Origin of the sequence: Variovorax sp. Sphag1AA, from assembly GCF_014192575.1 — a bacterium.
Taxonomy (GTDB): Bacteria; Pseudomonadota; Gammaproteobacteria; order Burkholderiales; family Burkholderiaceae_C; genus Variovorax.
Genome location: NZ_JACHYC010000002.1, coordinates 854,579 through 878,613 on the forward strand (window position 1 = coordinate 854,579; position 24,035 = coordinate 878,613).

At 65.9% G+C, this 24,035-nt stretch carries 25 protein-coding genes; 8 read left to right on the top strand and 17 right to left on the bottom strand.

Annotated features, from left to right (window positions below):
* Nucleotides 1–9 precede the first annotated feature (9 nt).
* From FHW64_RS10615 to FHW64_RS10645, 7 genes are all read right to left on the bottom strand, one after another.
* Nucleotides 10–774 carry an SDR family NAD(P)-dependent oxidoreductase gene (locus FHW64_RS10615; protein WP_184525768.1) on the bottom strand — a complete coding sequence of 255 codons (765 nt, stop codon included), beginning with the start codon at nt 772–774 and terminating at the stop codon, nt 10–12.
* Nucleotides 775–847: 73 nt separating this feature from the next.
* The gene (garD, locus tag FHW64_RS10620; protein ID WP_184525770.1) at nt 848–2,437 is read right to left on the bottom strand and encodes a galactarate dehydratase; all 1,590 of its coding nucleotides are present in this window, start codon (nt 2,435–2,437) and stop codon (nt 848–850) included.
* Nucleotides 2,438–2,450: 13 nt separating this feature from the next.
* On the bottom strand, nt 2,451–3,464 hold the full coding sequence (locus FHW64_RS10625) for a lactonase family protein (RefSeq protein WP_184525772.1): 1,014 nt from the start codon (nt 3,462–3,464) through the stop codon (nt 2,451–2,453).
* A 2-nt stretch (nt 3,465–3,466) separates the two neighbouring features.
* The gene (locus FHW64_RS10630; protein ID WP_184525774.1) at nt 3,467–4,819 is read right to left on the bottom strand and encodes a TRAP transporter large permease; all 1,353 of its coding nucleotides are present in this window, start codon (nt 4,817–4,819) and stop codon (nt 3,467–3,469) included.
* Nucleotides 4,810–5,304 carry a TRAP transporter small permease gene (locus FHW64_RS10635; protein WP_184525776.1) on the bottom strand — a complete coding sequence of 165 codons (495 nt, stop codon included), beginning with the start codon at nt 5,302–5,304 and terminating at the stop codon, nt 4,810–4,812. The genes FHW64_RS10630 and FHW64_RS10635 overlap by 10 nt, the downstream gene beginning before the upstream one ends.
* Before the next feature lie 9 nt (nt 5,305–5,313).
* A complete protein-coding gene (locus FHW64_RS10640; protein WP_184525778.1) occupies nt 5,314–6,294 on the bottom strand; it encodes a TRAP transporter substrate-binding protein in 981 nt (326 codons plus the stop codon).
* A 61-nt stretch (nt 6,295–6,355) separates the two neighbouring features.
* Nucleotides 6,356–7,174 (bottom strand): NAD(P)-dependent oxidoreductase, encoded by an 819-nt coding sequence (locus FHW64_RS10645; protein WP_184525780.1) that lies wholly within the window; start codon nt 7,172–7,174, stop codon nt 6,356–6,358.
* 68 nt (nt 7,175–7,242) lie between these two features.
* On the opposite strand from FHW64_RS10645, the gene FHW64_RS10650 reads away from it, so the two are divergent.
* From FHW64_RS10650 to FHW64_RS10665, 4 genes are all read left to right on the top strand, one after another.
* On the top strand, nt 7,243–8,073 hold the full coding sequence (locus tag FHW64_RS10650) for a FadR/GntR family transcriptional regulator (RefSeq protein ID WP_184525782.1): 831 nt from the start codon (nt 7,243–7,245) through the stop codon (nt 8,071–8,073).
* Nucleotides 8,074–8,185: 112 nt separating this feature from the next.
* The gene (locus FHW64_RS10655) at nt 8,186–9,160 is read left to right on the top strand and encodes a tripartite tricarboxylate transporter substrate binding protein (protein WP_184525784.1); all 975 of its coding nucleotides are present in this window, start codon (nt 8,186–8,188) and stop codon (nt 9,158–9,160) included.
* Nucleotides 9,161–9,212: 52 nt separating this feature from the next.
* Entirely contained in the window at nt 9,213–10,124 is a 912-nt protein-coding gene (gene kdgD / locus FHW64_RS10660) for a 5-dehydro-4-deoxyglucarate dehydratase (RefSeq protein WP_184525786.1), read from the top strand.
* Nucleotides 10,125–10,215: 91 nt separating this feature from the next.
* Nucleotides 10,216–11,652, top strand: coding sequence for an aldehyde dehydrogenase family protein (locus FHW64_RS10665; RefSeq protein WP_184525788.1), 1,437 nt, complete (start codon nt 10,216–10,218; stop codon nt 11,650–11,652).
* Between the two features lie 16 nt (nt 11,653–11,668).
* Here the strand turns inward: FHW64_RS10665 and mog are convergent, their stop codons facing one another.
* Together mog and yjgA are read right to left on the bottom strand one after the other, a co-directional pair.
* On the bottom strand, nt 11,669–12,265 hold the full coding sequence (gene mog / locus FHW64_RS10670) for a molybdopterin adenylyltransferase (protein WP_184525790.1): 597 nt from the start codon (nt 12,263–12,265) through the stop codon (nt 11,669–11,671).
* Nucleotides 12,262–12,918 carry a ribosome biogenesis factor YjgA gene (gene yjgA, locus FHW64_RS10675; protein WP_184525792.1) on the bottom strand — a complete coding sequence of 219 codons (657 nt, stop codon included), beginning with the start codon at nt 12,916–12,918 and terminating at the stop codon, nt 12,262–12,264. Before yjgA ends, mog begins: the two co-directional genes overlap by 4 nt.
* 71 nt (nt 12,919–12,989) lie before the next feature.
* Between yjgA and pmbA the strand changes: the two genes are divergently transcribed.
* The 4 genes from pmbA to FHW64_RS10695 are packed head-to-tail and all read left to right on the top strand — an operon-like array spanning nt 12,990 to nt 16,325.
* Complete coding sequence (gene pmbA / locus FHW64_RS10680; RefSeq protein WP_184525794.1) at nt 12,990–14,360, top strand: metalloprotease PmbA; 1,371 nt, start codon at nt 12,990–12,992, stop codon at nt 14,358–14,360.
* Nucleotides 14,361–14,362: 2 nt separating this feature from the next.
* The gene (locus tag FHW64_RS10685; protein ID WP_184525796.1) at nt 14,363–15,112 is read left to right on the top strand and encodes an ABC transporter ATP-binding protein; all 750 of its coding nucleotides are present in this window, start codon (nt 14,363–14,365) and stop codon (nt 15,110–15,112) included.
* Nucleotides 15,105–15,698, top strand: a complete 594-nt coding sequence (locus tag FHW64_RS10690; protein ID WP_184525798.1) for an energy-coupling factor transporter transmembrane protein EcfT — start codon at nt 15,105–15,107, stop codon at nt 15,696–15,698. Before FHW64_RS10685 ends, FHW64_RS10690 begins: the two co-directional genes overlap by 8 nt.
* Nucleotides 15,699–15,728: 30 nt before the next feature.
* The gene (locus tag FHW64_RS10695; RefSeq protein ID WP_184525799.1) at nt 15,729–16,325 is read left to right on the top strand and encodes a biotin transporter BioY; all 597 of its coding nucleotides are present in this window, start codon (nt 15,729–15,731) and stop codon (nt 16,323–16,325) included.
* 12 nt (nt 16,326–16,337) lie between these two features.
* Here the strand turns inward: FHW64_RS10695 and FHW64_RS10700 are convergent, their stop codons facing one another.
* The 8 genes from FHW64_RS10700 to FHW64_RS10735 form a co-directional block, all read right to left on the bottom strand.
* Nucleotides 16,338–16,799, bottom strand: a complete 462-nt coding sequence (locus FHW64_RS10700; RefSeq protein WP_184525801.1) for a DUF6314 family protein — start codon at nt 16,797–16,799, stop codon at nt 16,338–16,340.
* Nucleotides 16,796–17,263 carry an NUDIX domain-containing protein gene (locus FHW64_RS10705; protein WP_184525803.1) on the bottom strand — a complete coding sequence of 156 codons (468 nt, stop codon included), beginning with the start codon at nt 17,261–17,263 and terminating at the stop codon, nt 16,796–16,798. Before FHW64_RS10705 ends, FHW64_RS10700 begins: the two co-directional genes overlap by 4 nt.
* Nucleotides 17,264–17,265: 2 nt before the next feature.
* Nucleotides 17,266–17,715, bottom strand: coding sequence for a GatB/YqeY domain-containing protein (locus tag FHW64_RS10710; RefSeq protein WP_184525805.1), 450 nt, complete (start codon nt 17,713–17,715; stop codon nt 17,266–17,268).
* Between the two features lie 126 nt (nt 17,716–17,841).
* A complete protein-coding gene (gene rpsU, locus FHW64_RS10715) occupies nt 17,842–18,054 on the bottom strand; it encodes a 30S ribosomal protein S21 (protein ID WP_007833691.1) in 213 nt (70 codons plus the stop codon).
* Between the two features lie 107 nt (nt 18,055–18,161).
* Nucleotides 18,162–19,400, bottom strand: coding sequence for an NAD(P)/FAD-dependent oxidoreductase (locus FHW64_RS10720; RefSeq protein WP_184525807.1), 1,239 nt, complete (start codon nt 19,398–19,400; stop codon nt 18,162–18,164).
* Nucleotides 19,400–20,188: a uroporphyrinogen-III C-methyltransferase gene (gene cobA / locus FHW64_RS10725; RefSeq protein ID WP_184525809.1), complete on the bottom strand. Its 789-nt coding sequence runs from the start codon at nt 20,186–20,188 to the stop codon at nt 19,400–19,402. The genes FHW64_RS10720 and cobA overlap by 1 nt, the downstream gene beginning before the upstream one ends.
* The gene (ybiB, locus tag FHW64_RS10730) at nt 20,185–21,132 is read right to left on the bottom strand and encodes a DNA-binding protein YbiB (RefSeq protein ID WP_184525811.1); all 948 of its coding nucleotides are present in this window, start codon (nt 21,130–21,132) and stop codon (nt 20,185–20,187) included. The genes cobA and ybiB overlap by 4 nt, the downstream gene beginning before the upstream one ends.
* Nucleotides 21,133–21,230: 98 nt before the next feature.
* A complete protein-coding gene (locus FHW64_RS10735) occupies nt 21,231–24,032 on the bottom strand; it encodes a nitrate reductase (RefSeq protein ID WP_184525813.1) in 2,802 nt (933 codons plus the stop codon).
* Nucleotides 24,033–24,035 lie beyond the last annotated feature (3 nt).

Genomic DNA, 24,035 nt, shown 5'->3' on the forward strand with positions numbered 1-24,035 from the left:
AGCGGCGGGTCAGGGCATGTACTGCCCGCCGTTCACTTCGAGGATCTGCCCGGTGACGTAGCCCGAAAGCTGCGGCGAGGCGAGATAGAGGAAGGCGCCGACGCATTCGTCCGGTTCGCCGATGCGGGCCATCGGGATCGACGCCTTGAAGGATTCGAGCATTTGCGGCGTCGAGTAACGATCGTGGAACGGCGTCTGGATGACGCCGGGCGCCACTGCGTTGACGCGGATGTTGTCGCCCGCGAGTTCCTTCGCGAGTCCGCGCGTCGCAGTGCTCACGAAGCCCTTTGCCCCCGCGTACAGGTAGGCGCCGGGGCCGCCCCCATGTCGAGCGGCGACCGAAGTCACGTTGATGATGGCGCCGCCGCGTCCCTGTGCGCGCATCAGCGGCACCACCTCGCGGCAGAAGTCCAGCACTGACCGCGCATTGAGGTGAAGCACCTCGTCGAAGAGGCGATCGTCGAACTCGGTGATCGGCATCCGCTTGACGAGGCCGCCGGCGTTGTTGACCAGCACGTCGATGCTGCCGAGCCGCTCGTTGACTTCCTTGACCACGCGCGTGATCGCGGCGCTGTCGCGCACATCGGCCTGCACGGCGAAGGCTTCACCGCCCGCGGCCTTGATGGTCGCGACGACCTGTTGGGCGGCGTCCGTGGAGCTGTTGTAGTGCACGGCCACGCGCATGCCGCGCGCCGCGTACGCAACGGCCACTGCAGCGCCGATGCCTGTGCTGGCGCCGGTGACGAGGGCCGTCTTGTTCTTGAGGTCTTCCATGTGCGACTCCAGGGAACGAAAAGAAGCTCTGTGTTGTAGTCGACATCGCGGCGGACGTCGACAGCCGTTCGGCTCAGGTCACCGGCGCCGGATTGAACAGCACCAGGGCGTTGTGCAGCTTCCACTGCTCGGCCCAGGTCTTCTTCCTGCCGCTGGCAACGTCGAGCATCAGGCGGAACAGCTCCCAGCCCACCTCCTCGATGGAGACTTCGCCATCGGCGATGCGACCTGCGTTCACATCCATCAGGTCATGCCAGCGCCGCGCCAGATCGCTGCGCGTGGCCACCTTGATCACCGGCACTTCGGCCAGGCCATAGGGCGTGCCCCGGCCGGTGGTGAACACATGCAGGTTGATGCCCGCAGCCACCTGCAGCGTGCCGCAGATGAAGTCGCTGGCCGGCGTGGCCGCGTAGATCAGGCCCTTCTGCTTGACCTTCTCTCCGGGCGAGATCACCCCCGAGATCGGCGCGCTGCCGGACTTGACGATCGAGCCCATCGCCTTCTCCACGATGTTGGACAGGCCCCCCTTCTTGTTGCCCGGCGTGGTGTTGGCGCTGCGGTCCACGCGGCCCTTGTCCAGGTAGGCGTCGTACCAGGCCATCTCGCGGATCATGGCGTCGGCCACTTCCGGCGTGGTCGCACGCGAGGTGAGCTGGTCGATGCCGTCGCGCACCTCGGTGACTTCGGAGAACATCACCGTCGCGCCGGCGCGCACCAGCAGGTCGGTGCAAAAGCCCACGGCCGGATTGGCCGTGACGCCCGAGAACGCATCGCTGCCGCCGCACTGCACGCCCACCACGAGCTCGCTGGCGGGCACCGTCTCGCGCTGTCGGGTGTTCAGGCGCTCCAGGTGCTCCTCGGCCTGGCGCATGATCGACTCGATCATCGACATGAAGCCCACATGGGCGTCGTCCTGCAGGCAGACCACGTCGAGCTTGCTGTCGGCGCTCTCGCCCACGTCCGCGACGTTGCGCTCGTCGATGAGAGGGATGGTCCCCGGCGGCAGCAGGCGCTCGGGCTGCAGCTTCTCGCAGCCCAGGCTCACCACCATCACCTCGCCGCCGAAGTTGGGGTTCAGGCTGATGTTGCGCAGCGTGCGGATGGGCACCACCGCGTCGGGTGCGTCGATGGCCACGCCGCAGCCGTAGGTGTGCTCCAGCGCGACGACGTCGTCGACGTTGGGAAACCTCGGCAGCAATTCCTTCTTGATGCGATCGACGGCGAACTCGGTCACCCCGGCCACGCACTGCACGGTCTGGGTGATCGCCAGGATGTTGCGGGTGCCCACGGAGCCGTCCGGATTGCGAAAGCCCTCGAAGGTGAAGCCTTCCAGCGGGGGCATCTCGGGCGGCTTGACGGTGGCGATGGGCAGGCCTTCGAGCTCGCGCGCGGCGGGCATCTTGAGGAGGCGCTCATGAACCCAGCTGCCGGCTGCGATGTCCTTGAGGGCGAAGCCGATGGTGACGTTGTAGCGGCGCACTTCGCCGCCTTCGGGGATGTCGACCAATGCGACCTTGTGCGCCTGGGGCACCTTCTCGCGCAGGGTCAGGCCCGAGGGAAAGGCGGTGCCCGCCGGCAGGCCGCCGTCGTTGGCCACGATCGCGACGTTGTCGCGCTCGTGCATGGTGATGTAGAGAGGAGGGCGGTCGGATGTGGAAGACATGGACTTTCTTGGGTCAGGTCTCGAGCATGATGCTCTCAACCCAGTTGGGCCCTTGGCCCGCAGGGCATTCGCCGAGCGTCTGCAGAGCGCCTGTCGCTCCATCGATTTCATACAGCCGCAGCCGATGCGAGCGTTGCCCGGCCGCGATCAGGAAGCGACCATCCGGCGTGATGTTGAAGCCGCGCGGCTGCGTTTCGGTCGGCACATGACCGACCAGCGCCAGCGTGCCGTTCGCGGGGTCGACGCGGAAGGCCGCAAGGGTGTCGGAACGCCGCTCGCTGCTGTAGAGGAAGCGCCCGTCCGGCGTGAGGTGCAAGTCGGATGCCCACGGGTCGCCGCTGAAGCCTGGTGGCAGCGAGCTGATCGTCTGCAGCGGCGGCAGCAGGGTGCCGGCGCTCGAATCGAACGAGAGAACATCGATGGCGCCGTCCAGCTCGTTGAGCAGGTAGACGAAACGCGCGTCGCGGCTGAACACGAAGTGCCGGGGGCTCGCCGAGGCGTGCGGCTGCAACGTGGGTGGTGTGTTGGGCGTCAGTTGCCCCGTGCTCGCGTCGAAGCGAAGCTGGACGACGACGCCCGCGCCCAGCGTGCTGGCAAAGACGAAGCGGTTCGACGGATCGGCCTGGATCGCGTGCGCGTTGGGGCCGGTCGGCACCACCTGCTGCGTGGCCTGCACCACGCCGTCGGCATTGATCGCATTGACGGCGATCTGGTTGCCGCCATACGAGGCGCTCAAGAGATAACGACCGGCGCGATCGGTCGCGATGTACGCCATGCTGTGCGGCAAGGCCGCCGCGCCCAGGGGCGTGAGCTGGCCGGTCTTCGGGTCGATCGCGAAGCTCAGCGCCTCGCGAGGCTCCGAGCGCCGTGCGGCGTAGAGCCGCCGGCGGTCGGGGCTCAATGCGAGCGGCATCACTTCCCCGCCGACCTGCACGGTCTGCACCGGCACGAGCGTCGGTTGGGCGGGGTCGAGATGCAGGACGTTGATGTCGCCGCTCTCGGCGTTGGAGACGTAGACGCAGAACATCGTCAGAACACGGGATGGCCGTTGATGATCGATGGCAGCCAGGTCGAGAACGAAGGCACGTAAGTCACCAGCGTGATCGCGATGAAGATCGCCAGGTAGTAGGGCCACGCTGTCTTCGTGGCTTCACCGATGGAGATCTTGCCGATCGCGCAGCCGATGAACTGCACCGTGCCCACCGGCGGATGCACAAGGCCCAGTGCGCAGTTGAGCAGCAGCATCATCCCGAACTGCACCGGGCCAACGCCCATCTGGATGGCCAGCGGCAGGAAGAGCGGCGTCGTTATCAGGATGTGCGCGGCCATGTCCAGAAACACACCCAGGAAGATCTGGATGATGTTGATGTACAGCAGCATCAGCCACGGCGTGGTGGTTGCTGCCAGCAGCGCCGCCTCGATCGTGTCGGGAATCTCCAGGTACGCCATCTGGTAGCGCAGCATGTTCGACACGCCGATCAGCAGCAGGATCACGCCCGTGGTCTTCGAGGCCTTGGCCAGCGACTTGAGCAGCGCCTGCTTCGTCATCGTGCGGTAGACAACGACGGTGAGAAGCAGCGAATAGGTCACTGCGATCGCTGCGGCTTCAGTAGCCGTTGCAACGCCTTGCATCACGCAGAACAGGATGATGGCGATCACCAGCAATCCAGGGATCGCGGCGATGAAGGTGCGCACCACCGTGCCCCAGCCCGGGAAGCGCTCGATCATCGTGCTGCCGTCTTCGCGCTTCGGGTAGCCGTACTTCTTGGCCTGCCAGTACGCGGCGACCAGCATGCAGACCATGATCCAGAAGACCGGGATCAGGCCCGCGAACATCAGGTCGCCGATCGACACGCCCTTGATCATGTGACCAGCGATCTCTCCCACCGCGGCTTGCGCTGCGAAGGCGTAGATGATCATGTTGTGCGAGGTCGGCATCAGCGCGCCCGAGAGCGATGCGTGCGTGGTCACGTTGACCGCGTAGGCGGCGCTGTAGCCCTCCTTCTTCATGACCGGGATCAGCACGCCGCCCATGGCCGACGTGTCGGCAACCGGCGAGCCCGAGACGCCGCCGAACAGCGTCGAGGCGACCACGTTGGCAAGGCCGAGTCCGCCCTTCCAGTGGCCGACGAGGCTGCGCGCGAAGGCGACGATCTTGTCCGCGATTCCGCCGTGCAGCATCAGCTCGCCCGAGAAGATGAAGAAGGGAATGGCCAGGAACGAGAACACGTTCATGCCGGAGACCATCATCTGGATCGCCGTCTCGAAGGGCAGGCCTTCGTAGGCGAAGGTCAGGAGACAGCTCAACCCGATCGCGAACGCGACGGGCATCCCGAGAACCAGGAAGACCAGGAAACTGAGAGACAGCAGCGTCAATGCCATGATGGAACGACCTCGTGGCCGGAGAATTGGGAGACGAGGTGCTCGACGGAAAACAGCGTGATCAGCACACCGGCAGCGAGAACCGGGAGGTAGCGGATGGCTTCGGAAATGCCGAGGGTCGGAATGGTGGTCTCGCGTGTCGACGTCGCCATCTCCACGCCGCCGGCGACGAGCGCCACGGCGAAGGCGATGGTGAGGACGTACACGACGACCTTGCACCAGAACTGCCCCTTCGGGGGCAGTGTCTTCACCAGCGAATCCAGGCCGATGTGCCCGGCGTCCCGCACACCTGCGGAAGCGCCGAACATGGCGACCGAGACCACCAGCAGCAGTGCAACCTGTTCTACATAGGCAGGCGCGTCATTGAAGGCGTAGCGGAGGACCACGCCATAGACGACCACACCCAGCAGGCCCACCAGGCAGATGCACGCGAGGTACATCGCCCAACGCGAGAGCCTCGCGTTCAGTTGGGTTAGCAAGGTCATCGCGCCGCATTACTTGGTGTCGACGATTTCCTGTACCAGCGCCTTGAGTTCAGGCGTGGTGGCGAACTTGTCCCACACAGGCTTCTCGACTTCGACGAAGGCCTTGCGGTCGATCTCGGCAGCCGGCACGACCTTCGCGCCACCCTTGATCACGGAAGCCTTGGCGTCCTTCTCGCGCGGTTCCCAGAGCTTGACGTAGTAGGGCACCGATTCCTTCGCGGCCTTGCGGATCTGCGCTTGTTCTTCCTTCGGCAGGGTGTCCCAGATCTTCTTGGAGAACACCAGCACTTCGGGCGTCATCACGTGCATCGTTTCCGAAAACACGGGAGCGGCTTCGAAGTGCTTGGCTTCTTCGTAGGACGGATAGTTGTTCTCGGCAGCATCCACCAGACCCGTCTTGAGGCCGGTGTAGACCTCGGCGATCGGCATCGGGGTGGGCGATGCGCCCATCGCGCCCACGAGGCTCACCATCAGGTCCGAAGGCTGCACGCGGATCTTCAGGCCCTTCATGTCGCCCACGGTCTTGATCGGCTTCTTGGCGTACACCGAGCGGGCGCCGCTTTCGTAGAAGGCGAGGCCGACGAAGCCAGCCTTATCGAACGAAGCGAGGATCTTGTCGCCGGTCGGGCCGTACATCACCTTGCGGAAATGGTCGATGTCGCGGAACAGGAAGGGCAGCGACGGAATCACCGACTCAGGCACGATGCCGTGGAACGAGGCGCTGCTCACGCGGACCATGTCGAGCGCGCCGATCTTCACCTGTTCGACCGTGTCCTTCTCCGAGCCCAGCGAGCTGTCGGCGAAGATCTTGATCTTGTCCTTGCCGCCGGTCGCGGCGGAGAGCTGGTCGCTCATGTACTTCACCGCCATGTTGGTCGGGAAGTCCTTGGAGTGCACTTCCGCCGAGCGGAAGTCGCGCGCTTGCGCGTGGGTGGCAGCAAGAGCGACCACGGCGGTGGCGATCAGGCTGAGCAGTTGGCGATTCTTCATGTCTCTTCCTTTGTTGGATGTGGATCTGGAAAAAGTGAGTTGAGGAGGGGTGATCTGTCGCTTATTCGAAGGGGCCCTGCGCGGTGAAGCCGCCGCCCTGGTAGATGGCATTCGGATCGGTGGGCGCGACCGGCGGCTGCGCCTCGACCTTCGCGCGGAAGACTTCCGAGGTGTCCTTCGGGGCGTAGCCGAGATGCGCGGCTGCGCTGTTGTCCCACCACACGTCCTTGTTCGCGGACGCGCCGTAGACGATGGTGTGCTTCACGTCCGGCGTGAAGAGCGACTTCTCGATGAGCGAGGTCAGGTCGTCGTAGCTCAGCCAGGTGCTCATCATCCGGCGGTTGGCCGGCTCGGGGAAAGAGGAGCCGATGCGGATACTCACCGTCTCGATGCCCCAGCGGTCGAAATAGAACTGCGCCACGTCCTCGCCGAAGGACTTCGACAGGCCGTAGTAGCCGTCGGGCCGGCGCAGGGCATGCGCGTCGAGGTGTTCCGTCTGCTTGTAGAAGCCGATCACGTGGTTCGAGCTTGCGAACACCACGCGCTTCACGCCATGGCGGCGCGCTGCCTCGTAGATGTGGAAGACGCCCTTGATGTTGCCTTCGAGGATTTCCTCGAACGGGCGCTCGACCGAGACGCCGCCCAGGTGCACGATGGCGTCGCAGCCGGCCACGAGTGCATCGACGGCTTTCTTGTCGGAGAGGTCGCAGGGCACGACTTCTTCATGAGGGCCCGCCGCTGGGGCCAGCGAAGCGATGTCAGAAAGACGAAGGATGTCGGCATAGGGGCGAAGGCGCTCGCGAAGCACCTTGCCGAGGCCGCCCGCGGCGCCGGTCAGCAGCAGGCGGGAAACGCGTTGGGAGGGGGTTGTCTCGCTCATGGAATTTCCGGATCTCTTGTCGTAAGTTATCGGTTGTCGTACAACAGCGCGGCGATTATCATCACGCCATGTCGAACCTGTCAACGGGGTCAACCTCAACCACAGATCAACCCGTATTCGGCGCCAACCCGCGCCGGAGAGGACGGGGCCTGGCGCACGGGCTGGTCGACGATCTCGGCGAGAAGATTCGCAGCCAGCAGTTGCGTCCGGGGGACAAGCTTCCGACCGAATCGGCCATCATGCAGGCCTACGGCGTCAGCCGCACCGTGGTGCGCGAGGCGCTCTCCAAGCTTCAGGCCGCTGGCCTGGTCGAAACGCACCACGGCATCGGCACCTTCGTGCTGCAGCCCAAGACCGCTGGCATGTTCCGGCTCGATGCGTCGGAACTCGCGGCCTCCGTCGATGTGCTGGCGGTGCTCGAGCTCCGCATCAGCCTCGAGACCGAGTCCGCCGGACTCGCCGCCACACGCCGTACCGACGAGCAACTTGCGGCGATGCGCGAAGCGCTTGACGACTTCGAGCGCAATGTGGCAGTGGCGGGGGACACCGTCGCCCCCGATTTCCGCTTTCACCTCGAAATCGCGCAGGCGACCGGCAATCAGTACTTCGCGGACATCATGAGCCACCTGGGCACCACGATCATTCCGCGCACACGTATCACCGCCATCCGCAACTATGACCGGCGCGGCGAATACCTCACACGCGTGAATCGCGAGCACGAGGAGATCTACGCGGCGATCGCGCGGCGCGATCCGGACTCCGCGCGGGCTGCGATGCGCATCCACCTGACGAACAGTCGCGAACGACTGCGTGTTGCGCAGGAGGCGGCACGCAACGCCTCCGAAGGTGCGCCTGCCGCTGATGCGGCTGCCGCCCCGGGCGCCTCGCCTACGGCCTGAAACCGATTGTCTGAAGCGCTGGACATCGCATCAGACTAGTTGTACGATGACTGACGACGAGCGGTGGCAACACTGCCTGTCACCCGATTCACTGCATCCGGAGACAAAACCCATGACCTTGAACCGCCGCGAACTCATGCTTGGCGCGCTCGGCGCAGGCCTAGTGACCACTGGTGCCGCCCATGCAGCCGATGCGTGGCCTTCGAAGCCAATCCGTATCGTCGTGCCCTACCCGCCGGGCGGGTCGTCAGACATCATTGCGCGAATCATCAGCGTGCAGCTGTCTGAGGCGCTCAAGCAGTCCGTCATCGTCGAGAACAAGGCGGGCGCCAACGGCAACCTCGGCGCCGACTATGTCGCGAAAGCCCCGGCCGACGGTTACACGGTGCTCTTGTGCGATGTCGGCGCGCTGGCGATCAGCCCCTCGGTCTACCCGAAGCTCTCGTTCGATCCGTCGAAGGACCTGCGCGGCGTGACCATGCTGGCCTATTCGCCGCACCTGCTGGTGGTGCACCCCTCGGTGCAGGCCAGCAACCTCAAGGAACTGATCGCGCTGTCGAAGAAGTCCGATCTCAACTTCGCGGTGACGGCCACCGGCAGCGCGCCGCATCTTGCCGGCGTGGCGCTCGAGCGCGCAAGCGGCGCGCGCTGGCAGTACGTGCCCTACAAGGGCGGTGTGCAGGCAGTGCAGGACACCGTCGCCGGCCAGACCCAGGTCCTGATGAACGGCATGCTGGCGACTTGGCCGCACGTGCAGAGCGGCAAGCTCAAGGTGCTCGGCGTTTCGAAGCCGACGCGCATGCCGCTGATTGGCGAAGTCCCGACCATCGCGGAGCAGGGCGTCCCTGGCTTCGAATCCGGCACATGGCAAGGCGTTCTGGTGCCGCGCGGCACGCCCGAAGCGGTCGTCCAGCGCCTGAACAAGGAGCTGATCGCGATCATTCGCTCGACCGACGTGCGCTCGCGGCTCGCCGGGCAGGGAGCCGAAGTCGTAACGATGACGCCACCCGAACAGGACCAGTTCTTCGACAAGGAACGCGCCCGCTGGGCGAAGGTCGTTTCCGCCGCGCAAATCAAGCTGGATTGATTTCGCTCACCAACGCTTTTCCCACTGACCCTTTACCCACCACTGCTTCACCATGAATCCTCAAGAACTCAAGTCCATCATGGGCTCCGGCCTGCTGTCGTTCCCTCTGACCGACTTCGACGCGAACGGCGACTTCAACAAGAAGGGCTATATCGAGCGCCTCGAATGGCTGGCTCCCTATGGCGCGAGCGCGCTGTTCGCCGCTGGTGGCACCGGTGAGTTCTTCTCGCTGACCGGCGACGAGTACCCCGAGATCATCAAGACGGCGGTCGAGACCTGCCGCGGCAAGGTGCCGATCATCGCGGGCGCTGGTGGCCCGACCCGCTTCGCGATCCAGTGCGCGCAAGCGGCCGAGAAGGCCGGCGCGCACGGCATCCTGCTGCTGCCTCACTACCTGACCGAAGCCGGCCAGGAAGGCCTCGCGGCGCACGTCGAAGCGGTCTGCAAGAGCGTGAAGTTCGGCGTCATCGTCTACAACCGCGGCCAGAGCAAGCTCTATCCGGAAACGCTCGCCAAGCTCGCCGAGCGCTGCCCGAACCTCGTGGGGTTCAAGGACGGCATCGGCGACATCGAGCTGATGAGCTCCATCTACCTGAAGATGGGCGACCGCTTCGCCTACCTCGGCGGCCTGCCCACGGCGGAGGTCTATGCAGCGGCCTACAAGGCGCTCGGTACGCCGGTGTATTCGTCGGCCGTCTTCAACTTCATCCCGAAGACCGCGATGGAGTTCTACCGCGCCGTCGCCACGGACGACACCGCGACGCAGCATCGCCTGCTCAAGGACTTCTTCATGCCCTATCTGGACATTCGCAACAAGGGCCAGGGCTACGCCGTGAGCATCGTCAAGGCCGGCGCCAAGATCGTCGGCCACGACGCAGGCCCGGTGCGCACGCCGCTCACCGAACTCAAGGCCAACGAGTACGAAGCGCTCGCAGGGCTGATCGCGAAGCTCGGTCCGCAGTAAGCTGGCAGACCGGTCTGTCAGTACGGCGGCGGCCGGCTCCTCCAGGGCCGGGCCGCCTTTTTCTTCTTGATCCATTCCCAAGGACACCGCCATGCAGAAATTCGACAACCTCATCAACGGCGAATGGACCGCCGGCGCCAGCTACAGCGCGAACACCAATCCGAGCAACCTCGCGGACGTGCTGGGCGAATACGCCCAGGGCGACGCTGGGCAGGTCGATGCGGCCGTAGCCGCCGCCACGGCTGCCTTCCCCGCCTGGTCCACCGGCGGCGTGCAGGCGCGCTCGGAAGCGCTGGACAAGATCGGCAATGAAATCCTCGCGCGCAAGGAAGAGCTCGGCACGCTGCTGGCTCGCGAAGAGGGCAAGACCAAGGCCGAGGGCATCGGAGAAGCCACGCGTGCTGCGCAGATCTTCAAGTTCTTCGCGGGCGAATGCCTGCGCCTTTCGGGCGAACTGATTCCGTCGGTGCGCCCTGGCATCGGCATCGAGATCACGCGTGAGCCGGTCGGCGTCGTCGGCCTGATCACGCCGTGGAATTTCCCGATCGCAATCCCGGCCTGGAAGATTGCCCCGGCGTTGGCTTTCGGCAACTGCGTGGTGGTCAAGCCCGCCGACCTCGTGCCCGGCTGCGCCTGGGCGCTGGCCGAGATCATCAGCCGCTCGGGCATCCCGGCCGGCGTGTTCAACCTCGTGATGGGCCGCGGCAGCGTCATCGGCAATGCGCTGGTCAAGCATCCCGGCATCCATGCGATCAGCTTCACCGGCTCGGTGGGTGTGGGCCGCGACATCGCGGTGCAGTGCGCCACCAGCGGCAAGAAGGTGCAACTCGAAATGGGTGGCAAGAACCCGCAGGTGGTGCTCGACGACGCGGACCTGAACCAGGCGGTCGAACTCAGCGTGCAGAGCGCGTTCTATTCGACCGGCCAGCGCTGCACCGCATCCAGCCGCCTGATCGTCACCGAAGGCATCTACCCGAAGTTCATCGAAGCGATGAAGGCTCGCATGGCCAAGATCAAGGTCGGCGATGCACTTGCGCAAGGCACCGACATCGGCCCGGTCTCCAGCGGCAGCCAGCTGCAGCAGGATCTGGAATACGTCGAGATCGGCAAGAAGGAAGGCGCAACGCTGGCTGCGGGCGGCGAGCGACTCAAGCTCGACACCGACGGCTTCTACATGTCGCCCGCGCTGTTCAGCGAATCGGTGGCCGCCATGCGCATCAACAAGGAAGAAATCTTCGGCCCGGTGGCGAGCGTCATCAAGGTGAAGAACTACGAGGAAGCGCTGGCGACTGCCAACGACACCGAGTTCGGTCTTTCCGCAGGCATCGCGACCACGAGCCTGAAGTACGCGACGCATTTCAGGCGCCACAGCCAGGCCGGCATGGTGATGGTGAACCTGCCGACGGCCGGTGTGGACTACCACGTGCCGTTCGGTGGCCGAAAGGGATCGAGCTACGGGCCGCGCGAGCAGGGCCGCTACGCGCAGGAGTTCTTCACCACGGTGAAGACCGCCTACACGCTGGCCTGATGGCTTGAACTCCGGCCTATTTCGGCGCGCGAATCGCCGATTTGGGCCGGAACGCCTTGCAGACCGAATCGTCGGTCTCGAGGTACGGCCCGCCGATCAGGTCGATGCAGTAGGGCACCGCGGCAAAGATGCCCGGCACGACCTGCGTGCCGTCCGGGTTCTTCAGCCCTTCGAGCGTCTCGGCGATCGACTTGGGTTGGCCCGGCAGATTGATGATCAGGCTCTTGTTCCGAATGACTGCGACCTGCCGCGACAGGATCGCGGTCGGAACGAACCGCAGGCTGATCTGCCGCATCTGCTCGCCGAAGCCGGGCATTTCCTTGTGAGCCACGGCCAGCGTGGCTTCAGGCGTCACGTCGCGCAGCGCCGGGCCGGTGCCGCCAGTCGTCAGCACCAGTGAGCAGCCGGCGTCGACCAGTTCGATCAGCGCGCCGCTGATGCCTTCCTTCTCGTCGGGAATCAGGCGCGACGCGAAAGTGATCGGATTGCGCAGCGCACGCTGCAGCCACTCCTGCAGGGCCGGCAGGCCCTTGTCTTCGTAGACCCCGCTGGATGCGCGGTCGCTGATGGAGACGATCCCGATGCGGACCGGGTCGAAGGTGGTGTCGGTCATGCGTCATCCTCGCGGGACTGCTCGGACGCTTCGGCCGCGTGATCTTCGTTGCCATGCACGCGAAGCTGCTCGCGCACGAGCTGGAACACTTCGCGATAGGCCTTGCCCTGGCGCGGCGCCTCGCCGGGAGGCCCGGACTTGATGTCCTTGCGCGCCTGGCGCACCAGCGCGCGCAACTGCTGCGCATCGGTGCCGGGGTGTGTTTCGATCCAGCCGCCGAGTGCGTCGTCGTCGGCGATGAGGCGATCGCGCCAGCGTTCGGCCTCGTGCAGCGCGGCGGCCTCCTGGGCCGGTCCGCGGTTCTGTTCGGCGAGCGCGACACGTACCGCATCGATCACCGACTCGTCCAGACCGCGCATCAGCTTGCCGATGAACTGCATCTGCCTGCGCTTGCCTTCGAAATTGGTGATGCGCCTCGCCTCGCCGATGGCGTCCTTGAGCTTGTCGCCGAGGTCGAGTTGATCGAAGAGACCGGCACGTAGCGTCAGCAGGGCCTCGCCGAGCCCCTGGAGTTCAGCGCTCTCGCGCTTGAGGTCGGTCTTGCTTGCCGCTTCGGTGCCCTTGAGCTCGCGCTTGAGCTCGAGGTCGAGTTCGCTGCCTTCGGCGACGAACTGGCCGCGGACGAAGTAGCCTTTTTTGGGTTTGCGGGACATAGAGACAATCGTAGACCCCTCCGAGTGCGTCGTGTGCGCGGCGGAAGGGGGCAAGTATCATAGTCAACCACATGAGCACACCATCCTCGCGCGCCGAATCCGGCTTCGCCTACAGCCGTTCCTTCTTCGAAAACCTGGTCGACTCGGCCTTGGCCCACGCCAAGAAGCTCGGCGCCACCGACGTCGGCGCCGAGGCGTCCGAAGGCTGCGGCCTGAGCGTGTCGGTGCGCAAGGGCGAGCTGGAGAACGTCGAGCGCAATCGCGACAAGTCGCTGGGCGTGACCGTGTACATCGGCCATCGGCGCGGCAATGCCAGCACCTCCGACTTCTCGGAAGCGGCGGTCGCGCAGACGGTGCAGGCGGCCTACGACATCGCGCGTTTCACGGCGGAGGACCCCGTCAGCGGCCTCCCCGAAGAGGAAGACATCGCGAAGGACCACCCGGACCTGGATCTCTTCCACCCCTGGGACGTCACCAGCGAGCAGGCGGCCGAGCTTGCGCTCGCGTGCGAAGCCGCCGCGATGTCGACCGACAAGCGCATCACCAACAGCGAAGGCGCTGGCGTCTCGGCGCAGCAGAGCCATTTCTTCAGTGCCCACACGCGCGGCTTCCGTGGCGGCTATGCGAGTTCGCGCCATTCGATCTCGGTGGCGCCGATCGCCGGCAAGGGCGACGACATGCAGCGCGATGCGTGGTACAGCTCCATGCGTTCTGCCGATGAGCTGGCAAGCCCGCAAGCCGTTGGTCGCTACGCGGCCGAGCGCGCGCTGAGCCGGCTGAAGTCTCGCAAGATCAAGACGACGGAATGCCCCGTGCTGTTCGAATCGCCGCTCGCGGCCGGCCTGTTGGGCGGTCTGGTGCAGGCGACCAGCGGCGGGGCGCTCTATCGCCGGAGCACCTTCTTGCTCGACTCGCTCGGCAAGCAGGTGCTGCCGTCGCATGTGGACGTGATGGAAGACCCGCACGTGCAGCGCGGCAAGGGCAGTTCGCCCTTTGACGATGAAGGCGTGGTCACGCGGCGGCGCAAGCTGGTCGACGGCGGCCGGCTCGAAGGCTATTTCCTGAGCACCTATTCGGCGCGCAAGCTGGGCATGAAGACCACCGGCAACGCGGGCGGTTCGCACAACCTCACGCTGACGTCGCGGCTCACGCAGCCCGGCGACGATCTCGATGCGATGCTGGCCAAGCTCGGTACGGGTCTCTTCGTGATCGAGCTGATGGGGCAGGGCGTCAACTACGTGACCGGCGACTATTCGCGCGGCGCGAGCGGCTTCTGGGTCGAGAAGGGCAAGATCGCCTTTCCGGTGCAGGAGATCACCATCGCCGGCAATCTCAAGGACATGCTGCTCGGCATCGAGGCGGTAGGCGCCGATGCCTACAACTACGGCGCAAAGACGACGGGCTCGCTGCTCATCAACCGGATGAAGGTCGCGGGGAGCTGAGTTTGGCGCGTGATGGCGCGTGGCCGGCGAGGCAGCCCGCCCCGGCCGAGGATGAGGCAGTCGGCGGCATCCGCATCGAGGACGTGACCCTGGTGCGGGGTGCGGCGCGGATCTTCGAAGGGCTGACGCTGAACCTCGCGGAGTCGAGGATCGGCCTGATCGGCGACAACGGCGCGGGCAAGAGCAGCCTCTTCCGGTTGATCAGCGGACTCGACAAGCCACAGCAGGGCCGCGTGGTCGTGTCTGGTGCCGCGTCCTCGGGACACGTCGGGCTGATGTTCCAGAACCCGGACGACCAGATCATTTTTCCGACGGTGGCCGAGGAGCTGGTTTTCAGCCTCACAGCGCGTGGAGAACCGCGTCAGGCCGCGCGTCAACAGGCGCTCGACTTCCTGGCCGAGCGCGGGCTGTCCGCCTGGGCGGGTCGCTCCGTCGGCGAGCTGAGCCAGGGGCAGCGCCAGCAGGTCTGCCTGATGGCGCTGCAGATCAGCGAGCCTCGGACTTTGCTGCTCGATGAGCCCTATGCAAGCCTCGATCTGCTGAGCCAGGCGCGGCTCGCCGAGCAGATTGAACGGTCCCGGCAGCAAATCATCGTGTCCACGCATCTGCTCGAGCACGTCCAGGACTTCGAGCGCGTGCTGTGGTTGGATGAGGGTCGCGTGCGTGCAGACGGGCCCGGCCGCGAGGTCTGCGAAGCCTATGCCGCTGACGTCCGGGGGCGCGCAAGGGCAGAGCGGGGCAACCATGCGTAGTCTCTATTCGTCGCAAGCGACCTGGATGCACGGCGTTCCGGCCTGGATCAAGCTTGCGCTGTTGTCGGTCTGCGGCACGATCCTCGTGCTGGTCGAGCGGCCCGCGTACTTGATCGCTGCGTGCGTCCTGACGCTGTTGGTGTTCGCTTCGCTGGGCGCACCCGCATGGCGAAGTGTGCGGATGCTGGTCGGAGTGGTCATCGCGGGCGGACTGATCGTCCTCTTCCACTGGATGCTCGGCACGACTCCGCAAGGCGTGGCGAGTGCCTTGCGCCTCGGCTGTGCCGCAACGCTCGCGCTGATGCTCACGCTGACCACGCGCTTCGAAGACCTCTTGTCGGTCCTCGAGGCCGTCATGCGCCCGTTGCAGCGGCTCGGCGTGCCGACCGAGCGCGTCGCGCTTGCATTGGGCCTGATGTTGCGCTTTGCCGAGAACTTCCACGTCCAGTGGCACCGACTGGATGACGCCTACCGCGCCCGAACAGGTCGAGGTGGCGGACTCCGGCTGCTGGCGCCCATGACGATCCGTACCCTCCAGACTGCCGATCGCGTGGCCGATGCACTGGCCGCGCGGCTCGGCAGGTGAGTCTTCAACCCTTTCTTGAAAGTTGCTCCGATGACCGTAAACGCTTCTGCCGGCACCTCCTCTTCCCGATTCCTGGCCCACATCGCGCTTTTCGCCGCATTGATGGCCGTGCTCGGGCTGATTCCCAAGATCGACTTGCCGTTTGGCGTGCCCATCACGCTGCAATCGCTCGGTGTGATGCTGGCGGGCTGCCTGCTGGGGCCGCGCCGCGGTTTTCTGGCCATCGCGCTTTTTCTGCTCGCGGTCGCGTTGGGCCTGCCTCTGCTGCCCGGTGGGCGTGGCGGTCTCAGCGTGTTCGTCGGTGCGACTTCCGGGTTCCTCTTCGGCTGGATGTTCGGCGCCTTCACCTGCGGTTTGCTGATGCGCCTGCTGGTGCCTCGCCTTGCCGACGTCGCGGGCAAGGGCCTGTTGGCGATCAGCTTTCTTTCATCGGTGATCGGCGGGATCGTCGTGGTCTACGCCTTCGGGATCATCGGGCTCTCTCTGGTTGCCCACATGTCGCTGTCGCAGGCCGCGCTCGCCATGCTGATCTTCATCCCGGGCGACCTGATCAAGTGCGGCATCTGTGCCGTGGTCGTGCAAACCGTGATGCGTGGCTTGCCCAGCTGGCGGCTCGGCCGCGATTGAACGAGCGCGCCGCTACGGCGCCTTGCGTCGCTTGAACAGCGTCGCCGAAACGTAGTCCTTGCGGGGCCCGCGCACCGTGTGCCCGATGACGAAAGTCCCGTCGGCCAGAAAGCGGTAGCTGCTGTCGTAGATGTCGGGCGAGCACAGGTGCGTGGCGTGACCGGCGAACGCATCGCCATCGCACGCGAGCTCGATCTGGTGGAAGACGCGGGGCGGTTCTTCCGCAAAGAACACCGTGAAGCCGCGAGGGGCACGCTCGAAGCGGTATTCGCGATGTGCGTCGAGCACCTTGCCGTCGGCCAGCCGGACCCGGCCTTCCTCGCGGTACGCAAGCACATCGGCGTGCTGCCTCGTGAATCGGGCGGTGCCGGTCATCGTGGCCTGGTCTTCTATGGTCCGGTCCAGATCCCAGGAGCCCTCCAGCCGGTCGAAGACGGCATGCACGCCGCTCCAGGGCCCGGTTGTCACGTTCACGCGGACGGTGCTCCGGCCTGCAGGAGGTGCCGCACTCGCGAGATCACGCGCACGTAGGGTTCGGCGAAAGCGTCGAGCGACGCGTCGTGCGTCAGCCAGCTGAAGCTGAAGACGAGGCCGTCTTCCTCGGGGCTGCCCATGGCCACATGGTCGAAGGTTTCGGGCAAAACGCCGTGCGTCCGCATCAGGAAAAGGTGCCAGAGCTGCGGATGCCGATGCTTGTTGCCCTCGATGCCGGCCTCGCAGTAGCGATCCATGGTGCCCAGCGACACCAGCTCGCCGGTGTAGTCGATGCCCGATTCCTCGAGCAGCTCGCGGCGCACCGCGTCTTCCGGAGCTTCGCCGGGCTCGATCGTGCCCTTCGGAAGCTGCATGCCCTTGTCCTCGGGGTGATGGAAGACCAGGAGACGGCCCCGATCGTCCACCAGGCACGCGCAGGCCTTGAGGACCGGGCGCTGGGTCATGCTCAGGCGCCCGACAGCGCGGCCTTCACGGCGGCACTGACCTGACCCATGTCTGCCTTGCCGGCGAGGCGCGTCTTGACGACACCCATGACCTTGCCCATGTCGCCGGGGCCCTTGGCACCGAGCTCGGCCACGATGGCTTTCACCTCGACCGCGACTTCGTCGGCGCTCATGCGTTGCGGCAGGTAGACCTCGAGCACCTTGATCTCTGCGGATTCCTTGTCGGCGAGGTCGGTACGCCCGCCCTGCGTGAACGCGGCGACCGAATCCTTGCGCTGCTTCACCAGCTTGTCGACGATCGACACGATCATGGCGTCGTCCAGCTCCACGCGCTCATCGACTTCCTTCTGCTTCATGGCAGCGAGGAGCAGGCGGATGGTGCCCAGGCGCTCGGAGTCCTTGGCGCGCATCGCGGTCTTCATGTCTTCGGTGATCTGATCCTTGAGGCTCATGGCTGGCTTTCTGTTCGACGGGGGGAACAACAGGAAAACAAAAAGCCGCGACAGGTAGTCCTGGCGCGGCTCGGGAAGGAGCTGAAGCTGAACCGGGCGCTGGCGCCGGGCCAGCGCAGCGGGTGATCAGTACAGCTTCTTGGGGAGCTGCATGCTGCGCACGCGCTTGTAGTGACGCTTGACGGCAGCTGCCTTCTTGCGCTTGCGCTCGGCGGTCGGCTTTTCGTAGAACTCGCGGGCACGCAGGTCGGTCAGCAGGCCGAGCTTTTCGATGGTGCGCTTGAAGCGGCGCAGTGCGACGTCGAAGGGCTCGTTTTCTTTTACGCGGATGGTGGTCATTTAGTGAATCGGTTGAATTTGGCTCGGGCAAGATCGGTACCCAAGCCGGGGTTCCTCAACTGAAAAATGGGTGCGGCCGTTGAGGGGAGGCCAAAGTTAGCCCGGCATTATAGCGCGAGCTTTGCTTTCAGCGACAGCGCCTCCGCACAGGCATGCGCACTCGCCCACGCCCACTGGAAGTTGTAGCCCCCGAGCCAGCCGGTGACATCGACCACCTCGCCGATGAAATACAGGCCTGGCTGCTTCGATTCCATGGTCTGGGAGGAGAGATCGCGCGTATCGACGCCGCCGGCCGTGACTTCGGCCTTCTTGTAGCCCTCGGTGCCGCTGGGGGTGATCTGCCATCGGGCGAGGCGTTCCGACAGCGTGGTCAGCGCGCGGTCGGCAGCTTCGTTGATGGGCCGCTGCAGGGCCGGGTCCTGCCCGACCCAGGCATCGGCGAGACGCGACGGCACCAGCGCCGCCAGTTCGTTGGCGATGCGTTTACGGGACTGCCGCTTGGCCTCGCCCAGCGCGTCGGCGACATCGACGCCGGGTGCGAAATCGATGGTGAGCGGCGCACCGGGCCGCCAGTAGCTCGAAATCTGGAGCACCGCCGGGCCGGAAAGACCGCGGTGCGTGAAGAGCAGGTCTTCGAGGAAGGTCATCCGCTCTTTCTTGCTGCCGGTTTCGATCTGCACCGGCAGCGAAAGGCCGGCCAGCTCGGCATAGGGTGCCCACGCTTCCCCGCCGAAGGTCAGTGGAACCAGCGCCGGGCGCGGCGTCACCACGCGCAGCCCGAACTGCTCGGCCATCCGGTAGCCGAAGTCGCTCGCGCCGATCTGCGGGATGGAGAGTCCGCCGGTCGCGATGACCAGCTGAGGCGCCTTCACCGTGCCGCGGGCGGTCTCGACGCGGTAACCGTCATCGTCGGACCAATCGATCGCGCCGACGCCGCACGGCTGCCAGTGCGCCACGTCGCCGGCGCGGCATTCGGCCAGCAGCATGTCGATGATCTGCTGCGACGGGCCGTCGCAGAAAAGCTGCCCTTTGTGCTTCTCGTGGTATGCGATGCCATGCCGCTGCACCAGGTCGATGAACTGCTGCGGCGCGTAGCGCGACAGTGCCGAGCGGCAGAAATGCGGGTTGTCGCCGATGAAATGCCTTTGCGGCGCGCGTACGTCCAGGTCGCGGTTGGTGAAATTCGCGCGGCCGCCGCCGGAGATCCGGATCTTCTCGGCGATGCGCTCGTTGTGGTCGAGCAGCAGCACCTTCACCCCGCGCTGCCCCGCCTGCGCAGCGCAGAAGAGCCCGGCTGCACCCGCGCCGATGACGATGGCGTCGAACGACTTCGAATCGTCCGCCATCAGGTGCCGAAGCGGGTGACCGACACCCCCACTGCCGCCAGCCCTTGGAGCACGTCACCGACGACGATCACCGACGGGCTTCCGAGCGCAGCGGCAGTGAGATCCGTACGCAGGGACGACAGCGTGCTGGTGATGTGCCGCTGGTGCGGCAGGCTCGCATGCTGGATCACTGCGACCGGCGTGTTGCCGGGCAGTCCGTGGAGCAGTTCGTTCTGGATGTGGGCGACACCTGAAACACCCATGTAGATGACGAGCGTCAGTCGCGCGTCGCGCGCGGTCGCGGCGAGCTGGCGCCAGTCGGTGGGGTTCTCCTCGGCCGAGTGGCCGGTCTTCGCGTGGCCGGTGACGAACACCACGCCCTGCGCATGGTCGCGGTGCGTCAGCGGCACGCCTAGCGCGGTGACCGCGGCGAGCCCGGCGGTGATGCCGTTGACCACCGTGCATTCGATCCCGGCTTCACGCAGATGCTCGACCTCTTCGCCGCCGCGCCCGAAGATGAACGGATCGCCACCCTTCAGGCGCACCACGGTTTCGCCTTCCTGCACCGCGGTGATCATCAGTCGCTCGATGAAGGCCTGGGGCGTGCTGCGGCAGCCGCCGCGCTTGCCGACGTGGATGACGCGTGCGTCAGGCCGCGCATAGGCGAGGACTTCGGGGCTGACCAGGTCGTCGACCAGCAGCACGGTCGCCGCCTGAATCGCCTTGACGGCCTTGATGGTCAGCAGTTCCGGATCGCCCGGGCCGGCGCCGACCAGCGTGCAGGTGCCTTGGGTTGAGAGTGTCTTCATCGGATCTCCGTCTCTAGCGGCTGTGTCTGTCGGGGCTCTTGCGCCAGCTTCGCGAGCTGGACGATCTGCGCCACCTGCTGCGTGATGGCCTCGGGGGCAGGGATTTCACCGGACAGCACACGGCGCGTGTAGTCCACCGTGGTGTCGATGTCGATTTCTTTCGGAAGCCCCGGTACTTCGCTTTGCGTGCCCGGCTGCTGTTCCTGCAGCGCGACGTGGCTGCCATGCACGAAGCCGTCGATCTGCGCGGTGCGGCGCGGATCGGCAGCGCTCTCGCCTTCGAGGCCCCGTGAGAGCAGGGCGGTCATGCCCATCAGCTCGAAGGTCGCGGCCATCGATTTGGCGTATTCGGGATGGGTGTAGCTGCCGATCACCACGGATTCGCCGGCAGTCGGCTGCATCAGCTTGACCACGCTGTGGCCGGAGTTGCGCAGGCCGACCACGCGCCGGACGTCGAGCAGGCGCTTGAGCCCGAGCGAGAGCAATTCGGTGGGCGCGAACACGACTTCGCCATCGTCGATCGCGCGAATCGACTTGAGGGCAGGGATGCCGAGCCCGGCGAGCACGTTGGACGACAGAACGCGCGACGATTCGGTCGCTGCACCGTGCACCACCACTGGCAACCCTTCGCGCGCCAGCAGCAGTGCAAGGAGGGGCGTCAGCACCGGAAGGCGGCGCGCCCCGTTGTAACTCGGCAGAACGACCAGGGGACGGCCGGTCGCCGGAAAGCGGTTCAGCCGTGCATGTGTTGCATCGAGGAATCCCGCAAGCTCCTCCGGCGTCTCGCCCTTGATGCGCATGGCGAGGCAGAAGGCGCCGATTTCGAGGTCGCTGACCGTGCCGTCCAGCACCTGGCCGAACAGGTCGCGCGCCTGTTCCCGGTCGAGCGGCTTTGCGCCGCGCGCACCGCGGCCGATTTCCTTGATGTAGTGGCTGATTCCCATGGGAGTGGCGATTGTCCCGCAAGGCTTATGCCGCAAAGCGGGCGTCCTTATGCCCCGCCGCGCAGGAAGGTCTGCTTCCGCAAGGGCGGCATGGCTGCTCATGAAGGCACCGCGACCGCCGGCGGCGCGCTGGCGCGCACCATGCGCTTGAGTTCGGGCACGCACGATCCGCAGTTGGTCCCGCATTTGAGCGAACCCTGGAGCGCTGCAAGCCGTGCTTCGTCCGATCCGCCCGACGAGGCGAGCTGCCCCGCGATTGCCGCCTCCGTCACGCCGAAGCAACTGCAGATGATCTTGCCCTTCGAAGCCACGTTGCCGGGCGCCGCCGCGCCGGGACGCAGAAGCTGGCGGCCATAGGACTGGGCCGGCAGACGGTCCTGCAGCAAGGCCTTGATCCACGCCTCGGCGCGTGTGTCGCCCCCGAGCAGGAAGCCTTCAAGGTGGGTATCGGCGCCGTTGCGCACCAGCCTGACTGCACGGCGCTGGCCGCGCCGGGCGTCCGCATAGCGAAGCGTGTCGGCGCCACTGAGGGCAAGCAGGCTCTCGATTTGCGCCAGCAGGGCATCGGGCGGCGCTTCATAGGCTGCGGCACGAAAAAGAACGCCGGTGCGCTCCTGAGCGTTACCGCTGAGTGCCGCGCCGCTGCCGAACGGCACGCAACTCGCGAAGGGAAAGGACCGCATCAAATCGCGCAGCGCGACTGTGACCTCCAGTGCGGTTTCCTGCGGCAGCCATGCAGCGGCGAGCAGTGACCACGGCAATTCGGCCTTGAGGATCTTCACCGCGGCGTGTTTCAGCTCCGGCTGCTTCGAATCGGGGCAGAAGCTCGAGGTGGTCAGCGCATTCACCCCTGCGAGCGGCGTGCCGGTGCTCGACGAACCGCTCAGGTACTCGCCGCCCCAATGCATCGCGATGAATGCCTGGCTCAGCCCGACCTCGGTGCTGCCGGCGACCGGCACCACGATCGAGCCGCGCCGCGAGGTGACGTGCACCAGATCACCTTCCGTGATCTGGCGGCGCGCCATGTCCTGCGGGTGCATTTGCAGGGTGGGTTCGGCCGCATGCCCGAACAGCCGCCCCAGCGTGCCGGTGCGGCTCATGCCGTGCCACTGGTCGCGCAGGCGTCCGGTATTCAGGGAGAACGGGTAGCGCGCCTCACGCGCCTCGGCGACGGGCTTGTAGGGCGTGTCGACGAACCGGGCGCGGCCATCCGGCGTCGGGAAGATCCCGTCTTCGTAGAGCCTCGCGCGGCCGGTGGTCTCGCCTTGGCGCAGCGGCCACTGTTGCGGCGCGACTTCCAGCATTGCGTAGCTCATGCCGGTGATGTCGAGGTCGCGGCCCTGGGTGGTTTCGCGGTGCTCGTTCCAGACGGATTCCGCTGTTGCGTAAGGAAAGAGCGTCCGCGTGCGGCCGAGGCACTCCTCCAGCCGCTGCGCAAAGTCCACCCCGATTGCCCAGTCGTTGCGCGCATCGCCCGGCGCCGCCACGGCGGGGCGTACGCGCGAGATGCGTCGTTCGCTGTTGGTGACCGTTCCGTCCTTCTCGCCCCACGTGGTGGCAGGCAGCAGCAGATCGGCGTACGCGCAGGTGGCGGTGGTCGAGAAGGCTTCCTGCACCACCACGAACTCGCAGCGTTCGAGCGCGCGGCGCACGGTCGCCTGGTCAGGCATCGATTGCGCAGGGTTGGTGCAGGCGATCCATAGCGCGCGGATCTCACCATCTGCCGCCGCCTGGAACATCTCGACTGCGGTCTTGCCGGGCTTCTCAGGCACGTCAGACACCCCCCAGAGCGCGGCGACTTCGGCGCGATGCTGCGGATTCGCGAGATCGCGATGTGCCGACAGCAGGTTCGCAAGTCCACCGACTTCGCGCCCGCCCATTGCATTCGGCTGGCCAGTCAGCGAGAAGGGCCCCGCGCCGGGCTTGCCGATCTGCGCAGTCGCGAGATGCAGGTTGATGAGCGCCGCGTTCTTCAGCGTGCCCGACGACGACTGGTTGAGGCCCTGGCAATACAGGCTCAGCGTCGCAGGCGAAGTCGCGAACAGGCGCGCCGCTTCGAGCAGGTCTTCCTTCGAGATGCCGCAGACTTGCGCGACGCGATCCGGCGTGCAGTCGCGCACCGTGGCCTTGAGCGCATCGAAGCCATTCGTGTGCTCGGCGATGTAGCGGGCATCGGTCCAGCCTTCCCACAGCATCAGGTGGAGCATGCCGTTGAAGAGCATCACGTCGGTGCCCGGCTGGATGGGCAGGAAGAGGTCCGCGATTTCCACCGTGTCGGTGCGCCGCGGATCGGCCACGATGATCTTCATCGCCGGATTTGCCGCCTTCGCGTCCTCGATGCGGCGGAACAGGATCGGATGTGCCCAAGCCGTGTTGCTGCCCACGATGAAGAGGCACTGTGCGTCCTTCAGGTCGTCGTAGCAGGCGGGCGGCGCGTCGGCGCCCAGCGTCTTCTTGTAGCCCGCGACCGCGCTGCTCATGCACAGGCGCGAGTTGGTGTCGATGTTGTTGGTGCCGATCAGGCCCTTCGCGAGCTTGTTGAAGACGTAGTAGTCCTCGGTGAGCAACTGGCCGGACACATAGAAGCCGACCGCGTCCGGCCCATGGTCGCGAATGACCTGCGCGAACTTCTCCACGGCCAGGTCCAGCGCGCCATCCCAACTGATCGGCTCCGGCTCCGAACCGCGCGTGGCGCGCTGCATGGGCCGGAGCAGGCGCGTCTGCATCGTGACCGCGGCGCTCGCGGTGAGGTGCAGCGTCGAGCCCTTGGTGCACAGCCGGCCGAAGTTGGCGGGGTGTTCGGGATCGCCGCGCACGCCGGTGATCTGCGCGCCATCGGATTCGATGATCACGCCACAGCCCACGCCACAGTAAGGGCAGGTCGAGCGTGTTTCCTTCATGGG